General features: G+C 40.6%; 14 protein-coding genes and 2 pseudogenes. 4 read left to right on the forward strand and 12 right to left on the reverse strand.

Annotation, left to right across the window (positions count from 1 at the left end):
• Positions 1-11: 11 nt before the first annotated feature.
• The 9 genes and pseudogenes from hisS to F985_RS05735 all read right to left on the reverse strand — a co-directional run.
• Positions 12-1,304, reverse strand: coding sequence for a histidine--tRNA ligase (gene hisS, locus F985_RS05695; RefSeq protein ID WP_004698759.1), 1,293 nt, complete (start codon positions 1,302-1,304; stop codon positions 12-14).
• On the reverse strand, positions 1,301-2,416 hold the full coding sequence (ispG, locus tag F985_RS05700) for a flavodoxin-dependent (E)-4-hydroxy-3-methylbut-2-enyl-diphosphate synthase (RefSeq protein WP_004698760.1): 1,116 nt from the start codon (positions 2,414-2,416) through the stop codon (positions 1,301-1,303). Before ispG ends, hisS begins: the two co-directional genes overlap by 4 nt.
• Before the next feature lie 21 nt (positions 2,417-2,437).
• On the reverse strand, positions 2,438-3,229 hold the full coding sequence (locus F985_RS05705; RefSeq protein WP_004698761.1) for a helix-turn-helix domain-containing protein: 792 nt from the start codon (positions 3,227-3,229) through the stop codon (positions 2,438-2,440).
• Entirely contained in the window at positions 3,220-4,020 is an 801-nt protein-coding gene (gene pilW, locus F985_RS05710; protein ID WP_004698762.1) for a type IV pilus biogenesis/stability protein PilW, read from the reverse strand. The genes F985_RS05705 and pilW overlap by 10 nt, the downstream gene beginning before the upstream one ends.
• Before the next feature lie 15 nt (positions 4,021-4,035).
• The gene (gene rlmN, locus F985_RS05715) at positions 4,036-5,268 is read right to left on the reverse strand and encodes a dual-specificity RNA methyltransferase RlmN (protein ID WP_004698763.1); all 1,233 of its coding nucleotides are present in this window, start codon (positions 5,266-5,268) and stop codon (positions 4,036-4,038) included.
• A 122-nt stretch (positions 5,269-5,390) separates the two neighbouring features.
• Positions 5,391-5,822 carry a nucleoside-diphosphate kinase gene (gene ndk / locus F985_RS05720; protein WP_000963851.1) on the reverse strand — a complete coding sequence of 144 codons (432 nt, stop codon included), beginning with the start codon at positions 5,820-5,822 and terminating at the stop codon, positions 5,391-5,393.
• Positions 5,823-5,935: 113 nt separating this feature from the next.
• Positions 5,936-6,136: a Fe-S cluster assembly protein IscX gene (gene iscX / locus F985_RS05725; protein ID WP_004698764.1), complete on the reverse strand. Its 201-nt coding sequence runs from the start codon at positions 6,134-6,136 to the stop codon at positions 5,936-5,938.
• A 99-nt stretch (positions 6,137-6,235) separates the two neighbouring features.
• Positions 6,236-6,787: a phosphatase PAP2 family protein gene (locus F985_RS05730; RefSeq protein WP_004698765.1), complete on the reverse strand. Its 552-nt coding sequence runs from the start codon at positions 6,785-6,787 to the stop codon at positions 6,236-6,238.
• 24 nt (positions 6,788-6,811) lie between these two features.
• Positions 6,812-7,240, reverse strand: a pseudogene (locus tag F985_RS05735) (glycosyltransferase); the annotation flags it as partial.
• Positions 7,241-7,315: 75 nt separating this feature from the next.
• Here F985_RS05735 and F985_RS05740 point away from each other — a divergent pair.
• Positions 7,316-8,524, forward strand: a complete 1,209-nt coding sequence (locus F985_RS05740) for an IS256-like element ISAba26 family transposase (protein WP_000343018.1) — start codon at positions 7,316-7,318, stop codon at positions 8,522-8,524.
• A gap of 33 nt (positions 8,525-8,557) precedes the next feature.
• On the opposite strand, the pseudogene F985_RS05745 reads toward F985_RS05740, so the two are convergent.
• Positions 8,558-9,436 (reverse strand): annotated as a pseudogene (locus F985_RS05745) (glycosyltransferase); the annotation flags it as partial.
• A 138-nt stretch (positions 9,437-9,574) separates the two neighbouring features.
• Positions 9,575-11,758, reverse strand: a complete 2,184-nt coding sequence (locus F985_RS05750) for a carboxy terminal-processing peptidase (protein WP_004698768.1) — start codon at positions 11,756-11,758, stop codon at positions 9,575-9,577.
• 192 nt (positions 11,759-11,950) lie between these two features.
• Here F985_RS05750 and nagZ point away from each other — a divergent pair, with 192 nt between their 5' ends.
• Together nagZ and F985_RS05760 are read left to right on the forward strand one after the other, a co-directional pair.
• Positions 11,951-12,970, forward strand: a complete 1,020-nt coding sequence (gene nagZ, locus F985_RS05755; protein ID WP_004698769.1) for a beta-N-acetylhexosaminidase — start codon at positions 11,951-11,953, stop codon at positions 12,968-12,970.
• A 334-nt stretch (positions 12,971-13,304) separates the two neighbouring features.
• Entirely contained in the window at positions 13,305-14,147 is an 843-nt protein-coding gene (locus F985_RS05760) for a class I SAM-dependent methyltransferase (RefSeq protein WP_004698770.1), read from the forward strand.
• 56 nt (positions 14,148-14,203) lie between these two features.
• Here F985_RS05760 and F985_RS05765 read toward each other — a convergent pair whose 3' ends face one another.
• Positions 14,204-15,517 carry an alpha/beta fold hydrolase gene (locus F985_RS05765; protein WP_004698771.1) on the reverse strand — a complete coding sequence of 438 codons (1,314 nt, stop codon included), beginning with the start codon at positions 15,515-15,517 and terminating at the stop codon, positions 14,204-14,206.
• A gap of 299 nt (positions 15,518-15,816) precedes the next feature.
• Here F985_RS05765 and F985_RS05770 point away from each other — a divergent pair, with 299 nt between their 5' ends.
• Positions 15,817-17,082, forward strand: a complete 1,266-nt coding sequence (locus F985_RS05770; RefSeq protein WP_004698773.1) for a glutamate-5-semialdehyde dehydrogenase — start codon at positions 15,817-15,819, stop codon at positions 17,080-17,082.
• Positions 17,083-17,132: the final 50 nt, after the last annotated feature.

Here is a 17,132-nt window from a genome sequence, read left to right on the forward strand (position 1 = left end):
GATGTTTCAGTTTATTTTGTAAATTTTTCAATTAAGAATGGTACGAGTTCAGCTATTGCAACTTGTGTCTGCTCAGCTGTTGCTAACTCTTTGATAGCAAGCTGCTGTGCTTCCCATTCACGCTCGCCTAAAATCATGGCGTAAACAGCCCCAGCCTGATCAGCTTTTTTCATCTGACTCTTCATGCTGCCTTGTGAACCCGTTTTAATGCGAACATTGCTATTCGCTGCTTCTAGCTGATCGCGTAATTGCTCTGCCAAAACCAATGCTTTAGCTTGGTAAGCAGGCTCTGCAACCAAGAACACTTCACAATCACGTACCGTTTCAGCTTGTTCAACTTGCTCAAGTAGAAGCAATAAACGCTCCATCCCCATTGCAAAACCAACAGCTGGTACAGATTGATCTGCCTTACCTTTCAGCTGACCAACTAAACCATCATAGCGTCCACCTGCACATACTGTACCTTGCGAACCTAACGATGTTGTTGTCCATTCAAAAACAGTTTTATTGTAGTAATCTAAACCACGTACCAATTTTTGGTTAATTACAAATTTAACACCAGCAGCAGTCAAATAATCTTGTAATTGTTGAAAGTGGCTTAAGCTATCTTCTTTTAAGAAATCATGTAATTTCGGCGCATTTTCCAAAATTTTCTGAGTCGATTCAATTTTAGAATCTAAAATACGTAATGGGTTTGTCGTTAAACGACGCTGTGAATCTTCATCCAAAGCATCTTTATGCTCATTTAAGAAAGCAACCAAAGCATTACGATATTCTGTACGCTCATCTGTTTCACCTAACGTATTCAACTCAAGCTGAACCATGTGATCAACGCCCATGCGTTTCCACAAACGAGCTGTCAACAGAATCAATTCAGCATCAATATCAGGAGTTGCCACACCAAAAGTTTCAACACCGAACTGGTGGAACTGACGGTAACGGCCTTTTTGTGGTTTTTCATAACGGAACATAGGTCCCATATACCACACACGCGGCGTAGCACCACGCAATAAGTTATGTTCAACCAACGCACGTACACAACCCGCTGTCCCTTCTGGACGCAAAGTTAATGATTCAGGTGGGTTTCCTTTATCGAAGAATGTGTACATTTCTTTTTCAACGATATCGGTTGCATCACCAATAGCACGTTTAAACAGTCCCGTTTGTTCAACGATCGGCAAACGAATTTGTTGGTAACCATAAGCATCCATTAACGATGCTAAATGCTGCTCGAGACGTCTCCACGCTGATGTTTGCGTTGGTAAGACGTCATTAAAACCTTTGATTGCGACTATTGAACTCATGATGAACTACGAATAATTTCTTTAGATTTAGCTTCTTCAAGCTCTTGAACACGTTGACGAACCATTGTTTCGATTTCATCAACCAATTGATCGGTATCGATTAAATGGCTTTTCTCACCATTACGATAAACCAGTGAGCGAGGCGCAGCCCCAACAACCCCGATATCTGCTTCTTTTGCTTCACCCGGGCCATTTACCTTACAACCAATCACTGACACATCCATTGGCGTACGGATATCTTCTAAACGCTCTTCTAAGGCTTGCATCACCTGAATCACGTTAAATTCTTGACGAGAACAACTTGGACAAGCAATAAAATTAATCCCGTTAGAACGTAGACCAAGCGATTTTAAGATATCAAAACCAATCTTAATTTCGTCTTCAGGTTCAGCAGCAAGCGAAATACGCATGGTATCGCCAATGCCTTCCATCAATAACCCGCCAAGAGCAATCGCTGATTTCACAGTACCTGTACGGTAAATACCAGCCTCGGTTACACCTAAGTGCAATGGATTATCAATTTGTTGAGAAAGCAAACGATAAGCATCCATGGTCAAAAATACATTTGATGCTTTTACGCTGACTTTAAACTCATGGAAATCTAGACGGTCTAAAATATCAATATGACGTAAAGCTGACTCAAGCAGTGCCTGCCCTGTAGGCTCGCCATATTTTTTCTGTAAATCTTTTTCTAGAGAACCCGCATTCACACCAATACGCATAGAAATGCCGTGATGACGTGCAGCAGCAACAACTTCACGAACTTTCTGGTCTGAACCGATATTGCCCGGGTTAATACGCAAACAGTCTGCACCATAGTCTGCAACTGCCAAAGCAATTCTATGGTCAAAGTGAATATCAGCCACTAGTGGAACTGAAACACGTTTACGGATTGCACCAAAAGCCTCAGCTGCTTCCATAGAAGGAACTGAAACACGCATAATATCTGCACCTGCGTCAACACAACGCTCAATCTGAGCCACTGTTGCATCGACATCGCAAGTTTCGGTATTTGTCATACTTTGCACACTAATAGGTGCATCGCCACCGACATAGACCGAACCAACACGAATTTTACGTGTTGGTCGACGTTTAATTGGGTTCTCTATCATTGTATCGCTCAACTCATGGTATTAGCGGGATAAACGGAATTCAGCTTTACCGTTTACCGTATATGGAGACAATGAAATCTGTTCTTGGTTTAGACTTAATGACACAGCTGTTGCATCATCAAGACGAATCTGGAATGGAGACTCCCCATTTAAGGTTAAAGTCGATGCCTGACGACCTGTCGCTAAAACCTTACCTGTTGCATCTACAATATGAACAGAAGTTGGACGGTTAAAGTTTAACACCAATTGATCGCCTGCTGTTGCAGAGCCATTTCCTTTCATAGGTAAAACTTCAACATTAGACTGATTTGCTTTTGGCACTTCAGTCTCACCTTTGTTTGAAGTCCATTTTTGAACGCCCATCACGATCAATGACACTACAGCAATAATCAAAATCGCAAGCAATGCACGCTTTAACCATTTTTTATTACGATCACTATTAGAACCCGGTAATTTACCCATGATTTTAATTGGTGAGTTGTTTAAAGCATGATTTGGCAAAAGGCCTGTATCATTTGCATAAATCTCATCAAAACGCTGAATAATTGCAGTTGCATCAGCATTTAAATATTTTGCATAAGAACGATAATAACCTTTGATAAAAGTTGCTTCTGGCAAAGATTTATAATCGTCTTGCTCTAACGCACTTAGCGTTTTCAGCGGCATATTTAAGTCTGAAGATACTTGCTCTAATTCTTTTTTCTGAGAAACACGAATTTGACGTAAATACTCACCAGGACGTTGAATATTTCCTAAAGCAGAAGTCGGTAAGCTTGAGCCAGTTGGCTGCTGTGAATTAGGATTTATTTCCATACGGCCTCAGTACTATACTGTAATTGCAAATAACGTTGATATTCTGGACTTTCCGGGAATAAAGCACGTAATTGATTTACTAAAACTTGCATTCCCATTTTATCCGCATTGGCTCGAGCCACTCTTAAACCAATCCAAAGTGCACGAGCACCCTGATTTTTCTGCCCCACTGTACGAACATATTGCTCATACATTTGTGTAGCAGCCGGAATCTGCTGCTGCAAATAAAAAATTTCTGCTAACTCTAACATTGAAATGTAAGAGTCACGGTTAGCAAGGAGCGCTTGTTTGAATGTTTTTTCAGCACTCGCAATATCACCTAATTTTAAATAAATCCGCCCCAGATTTTCTAAGGCTTGGTAACGTTGGTCATAACCTAATGTTGCACCAGCAATACGGAACTGCTCGACAGCATCATTATAACGTTCCATTTGGTACAAATACGTACCATAATTATTACGCGCCTGAGCATTATCTGGCTCAGAAGAAATTGCACGTTTAAAATAATGTTCTGCTTTTTCTAAATTGGGTTTACTGCCTTCTTGTTGCAATAAAATACCCATCATCATATTTGCCGTTGCGTCACGACTCTCAATACTTAGAGCTTGGTCGAGGGAACGTTTTGCTGAGTCCAAGTCACCAGAACGAATGTATTCTGCAGCAAGCTGCGTACGCACCTTAACTGCTTTTTCCGGGTCCTTTTTTAGTGTTGGCGACGTCTGACAACCACTTGCCAGAAATGCAACTGCAACCCCCATACATAACATGATCTTTAACTTCGGAGTACTCAAAGTCTTCCCTCAACTTTATCCTTGTGTACGTAAAATCTCTTGACGCTGTGTCACTTTTTTCTGCCACTGTTCAGCACGGCGGGTTCTATCAGCTACTTGACCCACTAACTGTCCACATGCAGCGTCAATATCATCACCACGTGTTTGACGAATCGTACACACAAATCCGGCATCAGACAAAGTTTTTTGGAACGAGATAATACGATTTCGACTTGAGCGACCATATGGCGCGTGCGGGAATGGGTTAAATGGAATCAAGTTAATTTTACTTGGTAAATTTTTTAATAATTTAATCATTTGCTGTGCATGTTCAGGCTGATCATTCACGCCTTCTAACATCACATATTCAATGGTCACATGTTTACGCGTACTTTCATTACCATCTTTGGCAATATAGCGCTGACATGCTGCAATCAACTGAGCCAATGGATATTTTTTATTAATAGGCACAAGTTCATTACGCAACTCATCGTTTGGTGCATGTAAAGAAATTGCTAATGCAACATCAATATCTTGCGCAAGTTGGTCAATTTTCGGTACAACACCTGAAGTTGATAAGGTCACACGACGTTTTGACATACCATAAGCAAAGTCATCAAGCATAATCTGCATTGAGCTTAATACGGCATCATAGTTGAGCAAAGGCTCACCCATACCCATCATCACGACATTGGTCACTGAACGCTCACGGTCAGCAACAGGCACTTCTTCCATGTAAGAATAGTTTGCCATCCAGAGTTGCCCAATAATTTCATCTGGCGTTAAATCGCGTTGGAAACCTTGCTTACCTGTTGAACAAAATGAGCAGTCCAATGCACAGCCTACTTGTGATGAAATACACAAAGTTTTGCGTAAGCCTGTTTTATCTTCGGCAGGAATTAATACAGTTTCAACTAAAGAACCTGCACCCTCACCTACGCGAAACACCCATTTACGTGTGCCATCTTTTGAATAGTGACGATGCACAACCTCAGGAGCTTTAATCTCACAAATTTGTTCAAGTTTTGCACGCAACTTTCCTGAAATATTCGTCATTTCAGCAAAATCAGTAACAAAGTACTGATGAATCCATTTCATGACCTGTCCGGCACGAAACTTTTTCTCACCAATATCTTCAAAGAATTTTTCTAATTGCGCGCGTGACATGCCGAGTAAATTCACTTTTTCGGCAGCAGGCGATGCTGGCGTGGACGAAGATTGCTGCTGTCCATCAAGATTTTCAGATGAAACGACCACTGCAGAACTCATGTGTATTTACCTAAACCATGTCAAAAACAGAAGATATTGTTCAAGAATCAAACAATATGCTCTTGAGAGAATAAAAAAACCAGATAAGTAGTATACCACTTATCTGGTTTGAATGCTTTCGATTAACGAGTGCGTGGGCAGATCTCGTTGTCAGCAAAGAAGTAAGCAATTTCACGCTCTGCAGAAGCAACTGAGTCAGAACCGTGAGCAGCGTTTTCGTCGATGCTTACAGCGAAATCAGCACGGATAGTACCAGGAGCCGCTTCTTTAGGATTTGTAGCGCCTAAAATTTCACGGTGAGCAAGAACTGCGTTTTCGCCTTCAAGAACAGATACTACAACTGGACCAGAAGTCATGAATGCAACTAAGTCACCAAAGAAACCGCGTTCTTTGTGCTCTGCATAGAAACCTTCAGCATCAGCTTGAGAAAGGTGTTTCATTTTAGTCGCAACAATTTTTAAACCCGCTTTTTCGAAACGAGCAAAAATTTCACCGATGTGGTTTTTAGACACAGCATCAGGCTTTACGATAGACAAAGTACGTTCAATAGCCATGAGTGGCTCCTTTATTTTAAGATTTAAACTTTAAAAAATTTGCAGCATTATACCGATGTCATAGGTAATAATCAGCTTTGAATGTATAAAAGTTGCGATTTTTTCTACTGTTTTTAGCGAACTTCGTCTATCCAAGCCATTTGGATACCTTCTAACAATCCTTCGGTTGATTTATTTGGGTCATCACTGAAGTCTGGTAATGCACATACCCATGCATGTAAATCGGTAAAACGGATCCATTGCGGATCAACTTCTGGATGTGCTTCTGACAATTCAATGGCAATATCAATCGTATCTGTCCAACGTAAGCCCATAGCGGCTCCTATCTGTTTAATCTGCTAAATCACGAACTGCGTACTTTAGCAAATCCACAAACCTAATCGATAGCTTAAGCTGATAAAAATTACTGTACGTTATAAAGCAATGTTTAATAATGGCGCTACAAATATAATGATGCTTGCCACTGATGCACCAATAAGTGCCCCCACAATCACATCACTTGGATAATGAAGTCCAAGCACCATACGAGACAAAGCAACAAGTACCATGAACGGTAACATAGCGGCTAGCAACACAGGTTGGATATACCCCAACACAATTGTCACCATCACTGCATGTAGCGTATGACCTGATGGAAAACTAAAGTGATCAAGTGGTCTTTCACCAAGCACAATCACTTGATGGACTTGGTAAGGGCGTGGACGCGTCGTTTTATGTTTTAAGAATTTATAAATTGCCGTTCCTATCGAGCCACCAATTAACAAATAGATAATTTGCAAACTATAGGTAATGCCATGAATTCCCCATACAATTGCTAGCATGAGGTACCAAAATGGCCCATCGCCCGCACGGCTAATAATTTTGAAGAATAAAGCCACACGTTGTGAGTGAGAAAAATGATTGAGATATAAACAGCCTCTCAAATCGAGATCGAGTATTTTTATTTTTGCATTCTTTAATTTCATGGTCGTTCTCCTATTTTAGGATACTTAGGTGAAGTCCACCGAGGATTCCTTCACTACCTGATAAAATGCCTGTTCTAATTGCTGTACCGGAAGTTGCCAACCGCTTTGCTGTACTTTACGACAGGCTTGTATGCCCATTTCTCTAAGTTGTTGTACTGAAGGGAGTTGATAAATTTGTTGTATAAAATGGTCTTTCTGTCCAAGTGGACTTAACCAGCCACTTACGTTATGGACTAAATATTGATGTGCACATGCATAATCATACGCGATAACTGGCAAACCGCTTGCCATTGCCTCTAAAACTACGTTACCAAACGTTTCAACTTGACTCGCAAACACAAATACGTCTGCGCTTGCATAGGCAGTCGCCAACTCATGTCCACGCAAACTACCAGTAAAAACAACATTTCTCACTTCTGGCAGTGCTTTTAGTCGAGCAAGATCTGGGCCATCGGGACTGTTCTAAATTTTGTGTAAGTACTTAATTTTCATTTATCCTTCAGAGGATAATTACAAAAGGTACTTCACATGGATGAAGCAACAATCAAAAGTATGGCTGCCGAATTGGCTAAAGGTCTAAAAACACCAGAAGACTTAAACCAAATGACAGCAGTCTTTAAAAAATTCATGATTGAAACTGCACTCAATACTGAACTTTCAGACCATCTCGGTTATGAAAAGCATCAGCCCAAGAAAGGCTCAAATAGCCGTAATGGGTTTAGTTCTAAAACCATTACAACTCAAGATGGACAACTGGCTTTAGATATTCCCCGTGATCGAGAAGGTTCATTTGAGCCACAAATTATCAAAAAGCACCAAACACGCATCACCAGTATGGATGACCAAATCCTCTCACTGTATGCAAAAGGAATGACTAATAGGGAAATTGTAGCCTTCTTCAAAGAAATGTACGATGCCGATGTGTCAGCATCTCTCATCAGCAAAGTTACCGATGCTGTGATTGAGCAAGTGACTGAGTGGCAAAATAGAGCCTTAGATAGCCTTTATCCTGTTGTCTATCTTGACTGTATTGTTGTCAAAGTCCGTCAGCACTCCAATGTGATTAACAAGTCCGTATACCTTGCTTTAGGCATCAATATGGATGGGCAAAAAGAATTACTGGGTATGTGGATTGCTCAGACAGAAGGTGCCAAATTCTGGCTGTCAGTCATGACAGAGCTAAAAAATCGAGGAGTACAGGACATTCTTGTTGCCTGTGTAGATGGATTAAAAGGCTTCCCTGACGCGATAGCCTCTGTTTACCCTCATACTGATATTCAACTGTGTATCGTGCATGTTGTACGCAATAGCCTGAGATTTGTAAGCTGGAAAGACTACAAAGCTGTTACGTCGGGTCTGAAAGCGATTTATCAGGCAAGTACAGAGGAAAATGCTTTAAAATCCCTAGACATCTTCTGTGATCAATGGAATCACCAGTATCCCAAAATTGGAGAATCCTGGCGGGCCAATTGGGAAAATATCCGAACGATCTTTAGCTATCCAGCCGAAATACGTCATGCAATTTATACAACAAATGCGATTGAGTCGTTGAATAGCGTAATACGCCATTCAACGAAGAAAAGGAAAATCTTTTCATCTGATGACTCAGTAAAGAAGGTCATTTACTTAGCAACATCAAATGCTGCGAAGAAATGGACGATGCCAATTCAAAATTGGCGTTTAGCAATGAATTGGTTTACGATTCAGTTCGATGATCGATTAAAAGATCATTTATAAAAAATGGAACTTACACAAAATAATTTACAGGCTCGGGCCATCTCCTACTACCACCAATTTAGTTTTATGTTGCTGCATGTTTTGCATGGCTGCATAACTTTCAACAATCAATTGCACTTCTTTTTCTGGTGATAAACGCCCTACATACAGCATGACACGAGTATCGGCATCGACACCCCATTGCTGACGTAAACTTTCTGAACGATGCTTGGGCGAAAAGCGCATGGTATCGACCCCTCGTCCAACCACAATAAGTGGGCAGGCAATACCAAAACCACGTAAGGCTTCCTCTGTATCTTTACTCGGCACACAGGTCACTTGAGTATTGTTATGAAACCAGCAAAGGTATTTTTGGATTGGCTTAACCAAGAAAGCCAAATCAAAGAATCGACTAAAATCTTGAAATGGTGAATGAAAGCCACTAGAAACTGGAATCGATTTTGCTTTTGCTGCCTGCATCGCTGTTAAGCCTAATGGCCCTTCAGTCACAATGTGCACGACATCTGGTGCAAATTTTTCAAATGCTTTAGATACTTTTAAATATTGTGGCCAGCCGAACTGCAAAGTCGGATATTTTGGTATAGCCTGTGACATCACCAGACACTCTTGCTCTGGTAAAAAGTCATAGCATTTTGCTTTTTGTTCTGGTCGAACAAGTAAAATTTTATGCCCTTGTTTTTGAAGACCTTGGCATAACTGCAATAACGAGAGTGCTACACCATTAATCTCTGGTGGCCATGTCTCTGTGACAATCGCAATTTTTAAGCGTGGACGAACCAACTCATGGAGTTGGTGCAATTCCTGAGTATTAGACAACTGCTGTTTTTGTTTAAAATAGAATTGGAAGCTTTCAGGGAGTTGCTGTTGTTTTAATAGTGCTGTCGCGAATGAGCCTTGCATAGCGCCATCCATCAATGTATTTATTTTCATGCTTAAAGATTAAGCAACTTTCTTGACACTTTGATGATAAATGCATGACAGTTTACTGACATAAAAAATTAAAAAAGCACGCTGAGAACAGCATGCTTTTTTATAAACAATCAATAGAACTTAACGGTTCTGTAGTTTTGCATAATCCATAAGTACATTTGCCGCTTCAGTCACGAACGTTTCTTCTTCTGGCAATGCAGGACGTTGATTAGCTTTCATTTTGGCACGAGATTCAGCTAGAGCATCTAAAGAAGCTTGGTAGCTTTCCCAATTTACAAAAGGTTTTTGACCTGTTGCTGCCCGACGTTCATTTTCAGCATCTAAAGTTTGCTTTTCTAAACCAAGAAGCTCAGCACGGCGCTTATCAATATCAAGTACAACCTGCTTTTGGTCACTTGTAACCTTCGCAATAGCCGTACGTTTATTTAAATATTTAAACTGTGGGTCAACGGCTACACGCTGTTCTGAAAGTTGAGATAACTTCGCAACATATGGCTGAACAGAACCTTCACGTTTAAATGGTGCAGTCGGAATGGTATCCCACTTCAACGCATTCTTCGATTTACGCTCACCAAACTCTTCGTTATAGATGTCGACAAGTTTAATATCTGGCACTACACCTTTGTTTTGCGTACTACCACCAGTAACACGGTAGAATTTACGCTGAGTTAAGGTCGCTTGACCGTATGCCAAAGTATCAAGTTGAACTTGAGCTGTACCTTTACCTGTGGTTGTACTACCAATGATAATGCCACGCTCATAGTCTTGAATTGCCGCAGAGTAAATCTCACTTGCAGACGCTGATGCTAAGTTCACCAATACAGCAAGTGGACCTGTATAGATTTGCTGTCCGCCATCGTTGTCTTCAAATACACTGACATTACCATTGCCGTCACGAATTTGCACAACTGGACCTGACTTAATTACCTGTCCAAGCATACGTGCAACTTCTTCTAATGAACCGCCTGGGTCATTACGTAAGTCAATAATAATACCTTCTACTTTCTTAGCTTTTAATGCCTCAAAAGCATTTGCAGTGTCTTCAGAAACTGAACGATATTGCTGACCAGCTCGACGTGAACGATAGTCAAAATAGAACGATGGGATTTCAATGACACCTAATAAGTGCTTTTTACCGTCGCGTGTTACTTCTACTGTACGTGAACGAACACCAGCATCTTCTTCTTGAATAACATCACGCACTAAAGTCACATTACGTGCCTGACTCATTGATGCACCCGCACCAAGAAGCTTAAGCGTTACTTTAGTGCCACGTTTACCACGAATAAGTCCAACAATTTCCGAACTTGACCAACCCACCACATCGATCATTTTACCGCCCTCTTGAGCGACTCCAACGATTCGATCTCCTGATTTCACTTGACCAGACTTACTTGCAGGACCACCTTCTACAATGGTTTCAATCTTGGTGTAATCTTCATTGCCACGCTCTGGACGAATCGATACCCCAATACCTTCAAGTTGTAAGGTCGTTTGGCGATTTAGTTCTATCGCATCAATTGGCGGATAATAATTACTGTGCGGATCATAAGTCGCTAGCATTGCGTTTAATGTTTTATCTAAAACATCATCGCTTTTCACACGGCTAATTCTTTCAAGCTGACGTGTATAACGTTTAGTCAGAGTCTGAGCTGGTGTTAAATCTTCTGGGCCTGTTAAATCTTGACCATCAGCAAGTGATGGGTTTTCTTTAAGCGCCTTTTGTTTTGCTTGTTCCTCTTCACGGCTAATCGTCAAATTGATTAACTGTGATACCAGCATTTTACGCCAGTGATTTTGCTGCTCAGCCGTTGTTTTAAAATACGGCGCTTTTTCGCGATCTACTTCAATATAGCTATTTGGCTGTTTTAAATTTTGTGGTTGTTTTAACTCAGCCAGCATGAACTCGTAAAATTGTTTTAAGCGTTCACGATATTGCTGGTGAATTGCAAACGGTCCAGTTAAATTCCCCGCTTTTAATGAAGCACCAAAATTTGAACCATAGAGTTTTTTATAATTTTGAACTTCAGCGTCTAAAAATAATGAGTGATCTGGATCAAGACTGTCTAAGTACATATCGAGAATACGGTTAGATGTATTCGCATCTAGTCGCATATTTAAATAATGTTGGCGATCAACTAAAGTTGCCAGTTGACGAGCCACCAAGGCCTGCTCTTGCGTTGGCTGGATCGATTGAGAAACAGCAGCAGTATTAGTTGCTGCTCTTGCTTCGTTCATCGTATGAGAGAAGAATAAACCGCCAGTCGCGATTGCTACTGCACAAGCTATAGTTTGAAGTTTCATAAATTCTTAATACTTCCTTGGGTGTTCGTATCTTACACGCTCTGTTTTCGATATGAACTAAGCAGATTCAACATCTTAACCAACTAAATTGTTTATACCGTGTAGTTTTATCATATTCTGTACTGACAAAATGTAGCAAATCATTGCAAAATTCGCTTATTGTTTTTCAATCAAAATTCAAATGGAACCAATATGATTGGCGCGTTGATGCTGGACATTGCCGGCACAGAACTTACTAAAGAAGATATTGAACTATTACAAGCTCCGCAAGTCGGTGGCATGATTTTATTTGCACGAAATATTGAATCACCACAACAAGTCCGTGCTTTAACCGACCATATGCGCCAAGTTCGCCCAGATATTTTGATTGCTGTCGATCAAGAAGGTGGTCGAGTTCAACGTTTAAAATCTGGCTTTACGCTATTGCCAGCGATGGGCCGCTTTGGCGAACTCTATATCACTCAACCACAAAAGGCGCTTGAACTGGCTGAACAGTGTGGCTGGTTAATGGCAACTGAAGTCTTGGCTGTGGGGATCGATTTTAGTTTTGCACCAGTTTTAGACCTTAATGCAATTAGTGATGTGATTGGTGACCGTGGCTTCTCTAAAAACATTGAGGATATTGCCCCACTTGCTGGCGCATTTATGTGCGGTATGAAAAAAGCTGGAATGGCAAATACCGGTAAGCACTTCCCTGGTCACGGTTCAGTAAAAGCAGACTCTCATGTTGCTGCTGCAATTGATAGCCGCAGTTATGACGAAATTTATAACCATGACATGCAAAGCTTCATTAAGCTTATGCCTGAGCTTGATGCACTCATGCCTGCACATGTGATTTATGATCAGGTTGACCCAAATCCGGCAGGTTTCTCACCTTTCTGGATTCAAGAAGTTCTACGCAACCGTTTGAAATTTAATGGCGTACTTTTCTCTGATGACTTAAGCATGCAGGCTGCATGTGTAGCAGGTGGCGCAGATGCACGTATTCAGGCCGCTCTGGCAGCGGGTTGTGATATGGGGCTGGTATGTAATGACCGTAGTGCAGCATGTACAGCACTTGAAGGTATTGCGAACTTAGAGCTACCAAACCAAGAACGCCTTGAACGCATGCGTGGCCAAATTCCACAAATTCAGATTGATGAAACTTTATCGCTTGGAAATGAGTGGCAAGCTGTCAAAACAGCCATTGAAGAGTTTAAAAGCTCACTCTAAAGTATGGATACGTGGAAGCGTCATCTGCAACCTGAGCAATGCAAAAGCGTTAGCGCTTTCGCATTGCGCAAGACAAACGAAGTGCGTAGCATTTACTCAAGCATAGCTTTCGTTTTACGGTACGGCAAAGATAATTAATCTTTGCTATTCGTACCTCAGGTTTTGGTTACTTTTCCCGAAAGAAAAGTAACTCCAACTGAAAGTTCATCCCAGAATGCCAACCTAATTGACAGGACTCCGTCATGCAGGTTCATTCACCATCAATGCATTAGAACCTCTTCATTGTTATTAATAATGAAGATCACACAAAAACAATAAATCGAGTTCAGGACGAATGACACAACAACTTTCAAAACACCGCCACATCTCTTTTACAGCCCACTATACGGGTTATATCTGGTATCAAATGGGGATCTCACATGAAGCACTTGCCACTACCAAAGGCAAATCACTGGCGTATTTAGTTCATCCAATAGAATCTTGGGCTGAGAAATATATCGGCGGTAGCATGCGCACGACGCTTAAACAACGCCATACCATGCTCGATCATGATTTAGAGAAGTTAATTCAAGAAAACCCTGATTTACAGGTGCTTGAAATTGCTTGTGGTTTATCACCACGTGGCTGGTGGTTTAGACAGCATTATCCTTCGATTACCTATCGAGAGCTTGATTTACCCGATATGGCTCAGACAAAGCAAAATGCATTACAACAAATTGAAAAAAATGCACCTGAGATTTTATCAGTCGATTTATTTACCAAAGCCTTTGCTCAAGCATTTGAAGTGTTTGACCCGAACCGCCCACTGGTTGTGATCAGTGAAGGTTTGATTAACTATTTTGATAAAGACTTATTAAAACAACTGATCCAGTCGATTGCTCACTACGGAACTTCTTTTAAAAAGTTCCATTACTTAACCGACCTCTACCCTGAACCCGTTAAAAACAAACTTGCCAGCATTATCTGGAACAGCAGTAAATTATTGAAACTCATGTCTCGAAGCTCTTTTAGTTTTCATTTTAAAACGCCACTTGAGGTGAAAGACTTTTTTAAAGATGTAGGATTTAGTCAAGTGAGTGTTGAACAACCACAAATATTCTTTGGACAAGTTTCTAAAGAGAGCGATGAAGAACATTTAGGTGACTTAGTTTGGACCATTCACGCCCAAATAAAATAATAAATATAAAAAAATGGAAGCTCGAAATAAACGAACTTCCATTTATAAAAACCTAATTAAGCAGTTTGTTTTTGACGGACAATAAAACGACTTAAACGATCAGCAAGCTCAAAACTGCCATGCTTAAATAAAGCACGGATTCCGTGTTCAGTAGCTTCAAAGATTAAACATTCAATCGAGAAAGGGCCTTCCTCATCTTCTAGATGCAGAGCCAGATCCCGTGGGTGTTCATTTACAAAGTCGAGCTGTGTCACATCATCTAACTTCAAGTACATCCCAAAGAAAGTCACGTCAACAATCGTCACTGACACTTCCGTTTTACATTCACGGTGGCTCAGTTTCGTTTTAGGTTGAAGAACTGAAATCCGCTCTTCACCACGGCGCTCCATGTTTTGCATTTGTTCACGTGTCATAGGAATAATGCCATCCAAATTTTGGATAGATTCACCTTTTAAAAATGAAGTGAACAAACTCATGGTTTCTTTACGACGCTGCAACTGAGGTACATGGTCCGCATTTGCAATAAGGGCAAATTCCATATCTGGACATTGCAAAGCAAAATTGGCATTTTCATGAGGCAGAGTAAAACTGTCATACTGCCCTGCTGCAACCAGTGTTTTACATTCTGGAATTGGCACATTTGTTAACCGTAGAAGGCGATTACAGTTAATGTCATAACGTTCGCGCTCGGTACCTGTGAACTCAGCCATTTGCCTAAAAAATAATTTTTTAGCTGTAGGTGACATACGGGTTTTATCTAACTTGGCATGATTGACCAAATATAAAATTACCGCTTGCCCAAACTCTTCCATACGGTTTTCTTGCATGAGTTTGAGCGATTCTTCCAAAATCATTCGCCAGCTTTTACGGGTCTTTTGCATAACACCCATCAAAATCATACGATCCATCAAATCTGGACGGTGATAGGCAAAACAAGAAGCAACGACTGAACCCAACGACATTCCCATTACAGAAACTTTTTGTAGTCCGACAATATCTAACCAGCGACCTAACATTTCTGATAAATCAGGTAGTTCTAATGTTCCAGCAGAAATTCCAGTATCCCGATTGGTAATTTGTTGATTTGCACCCATAGATGGCAAGTCAATTAGAATGACCGGACCACTTTCAAACAGTTGCTCAACACAATATTTATAAGAGTTAAAATTTTGAAAAGCACCACCAACAATCACAATCGGTGTTTTGTGAATGGTTTTTGGGTCTGCAATCGCCATGTATTCAATTTTCCAGCCGTCAATCCATGTGGTACGAGCTGGTTGTTTAAAACTATCTCTATGGTAGATATCGAAAAACCCAAAACCGGCATAAGCTTGGTTTATCTCCGAATCCATTTGAATAATGGAATTCATATCCTTGCTTCCTCCTTGCTGTAATTTTTTTATGCTGCAAGAGTTCCTTCTTGAACATGTAATCTTTTATGCACAAATCTTTAAAATTTGTATTAGTTTGTATTGCACAAGTCCATTCTAAACAATTGTCTGAAATATACGCAATCGCTGAAATGACCGCTCATCTTGTTTAAGCCGCTAATAGTTTTCAAAATATTTAAATGTTTTTTTATAGCGGTCACATTTTTGAAAAAAAGCCATTCATTGTTCCGCATTTGACTGCTACTATCGTAGTCATTGGTAAATGATTAAAAACTGCTATGCAAGATTCAATTGAACAATACATGCAAAAAGTTGGGCAACAAGCACGTGAGGCTTCACGCGTTTTGATAAGTGCTTCAACTTCGCTTAAAAATCATGCACTCTCTGCTATTTATACTGCTTTAGAAAATAATCAGGCAGCAATCTTGGCGGCGAATCAACTCGACATGGAAAAAGGCCGTAACAACAAGCTTGATAGCGCCTTACTTGATCGTCTTGAGCTTACGCCCGCACGCTTTAAAGGGATGTTGCAAGGTTTAAAAGATGTGATCGCGCTTGTCGATCCAATTGGGGAAATTACGGATCTTGCATATCGCCCCACAGGTATTCAAATTGGAAAAATGCGTGTGCCTTTGGGTGTCGTTGGTATGATTTACGAATCACGTCCAAACGTAACACTTGAAGCTGCATCTTTAGCAATTAAATCGGGCAATGCCATTATTTTACGTGGTGGTTCAGAAGCACTTGAGTCAAACAAAGCAATCGCAGAAGCGATTAAACATGGTTTAAAAGTTGCTGGTTTACCTGAGCATTCGGTACAAGTGATTGAAACTTCTGATCGTGCAGCGGTTGGTCACCTCATTACCATGGCTGAATATGTAGATGTAATTGTTCCACGTGGTGGCAAGAGCCTAATTGAACGTGTAACCAATGAAGCTCGTATTCCTGTCATTAAGCATCTTGATGGTAACTGTCATGTGTTTGTAGAAGCTCAAGCCGACTTACAAAAAGCATTACCAATTACATTGAATGCCAAAACACATCGTTATGGCGTTTGTAATGCGATGGAAACACTGCTTGTTGACGAAAAAATTGCAGACGTTTTCTTACCACGTATTGCTGAACTTTATGCTGAAAAACAAGTCGAACTCCGTGGCTGTCCAGAAACACGTCGTATTTTAGGCGCTTCTGTAAAACCTGCGACAGAAGAAGATTGGTATACCGAATATTTAGGACCAATTCTTGCTGTTAAAGTGGTTAGTGGTATTGATGAAGCAATTGACCATATCAATAAATATGGCTCGCATCATACCGATGCAATTGTGACTGAAAACTATACTTTAGCTCGTCAGTTCTTGGCTCGTGTAGACTCAAGTTCAGTCGTGATTAACGCTTCAACTCGTTTCGCTGATGGCTTTGAATATGGTTTAGGTGCTGAAATTGGTATCTCAACAGATAAAATTCATGCACGTGGTCCAGTTGGTTTAGAAGGCTTAACTTCTCAAAAATGGATTGTGTTAGGTGACGGTCAAATTCGTCAATAAGTCCTCTCTTATTTAAATAAAACGCCAGATCAATATCAGGCGTTTTATTT

Origin of the sequence: Acinetobacter seifertii (genome assembly GCF_000368065.1) — a bacterium.
In the GTDB taxonomy this organism is placed as follows: Bacteria; Pseudomonadota; Gammaproteobacteria; order Pseudomonadales; family Moraxellaceae; genus Acinetobacter; species Acinetobacter seifertii.

What these genes read in the sequence shown, in the direction of transcription:
- hisS (WP_004698759.1), bottom strand. Translation starts at nt 1,304, where the DNA reads ATGAGTTCAATAGTCGCAATCAAAGGTTTTAATGACGTCTTACCAACG.
- ispG (WP_004698760.1), bottom strand. Translation starts at nt 2,416, where the DNA reads ATGATAGAGAACCCAATTAAACGTCGACCAACACGTAAAATTCGTGTT.
- F985_RS05705 (WP_004698761.1), bottom strand. Translation starts at nt 3,229, where the DNA reads ATGGAAATAAATCCTAATTCACAGCAGCCAACTGGCTCAAGCTTACCG.
- rlmN (WP_004698763.1), bottom strand. Translation starts at nt 5,268, where the DNA reads ATGAGTTCTGCAGTGGTCGTTTCATCTGAAAATCTTGATGGACAGCAG.
- ndk (WP_000963851.1), bottom strand. Translation starts at nt 5,822, where the DNA reads ATGGCTATTGAACGTACTTTGTCTATCGTAAAGCCTGATGCTGTGTCT.
- iscX (WP_004698764.1), bottom strand. Translation starts at nt 6,136, where the DNA reads ATGGGCTTACGTTGGACAGATACGATTGATATTGCCATTGAATTGTCA.
- F985_RS05730 (WP_004698765.1), bottom strand. Translation starts at nt 6,787, where the DNA reads ATGAAATTAAAGAATGCAAAAATAAAAATACTCGATCTCGATTTGAGA.
- F985_RS05740 (WP_000343018.1), top strand. Translation starts at nt 7,316, where the DNA reads ATGGATGAAGCAACAATCAAAAGTATGGCTGCCGAATTGGCTAAAGGT.
- F985_RS05750 (WP_004698768.1), bottom strand. Translation starts at nt 11,758, where the DNA reads ATGAAACTTCAAACTATAGCTTGTGCAGTAGCAATCGCGACTGGCGGT.
- nagZ (WP_004698769.1), top strand. Translation starts at nt 11,951, where the DNA reads ATGATTGGCGCGTTGATGCTGGACATTGCCGGCACAGAACTTACTAAA.
- F985_RS05760 (WP_004698770.1), top strand. Translation starts at nt 13,305, where the DNA reads ATGACACAACAACTTTCAAAACACCGCCACATCTCTTTTACAGCCCAC.
- F985_RS05765 (WP_004698771.1), bottom strand. Translation starts at nt 15,517, where the DNA reads ATGAATTCCATTATTCAAATGGATTCGGAGATAAACCAAGCTTATGCC.
- F985_RS05770 (WP_004698773.1), top strand. Translation starts at nt 15,817, where the DNA reads ATGCAAGATTCAATTGAACAATACATGCAAAAAGTTGGGCAACAAGCA.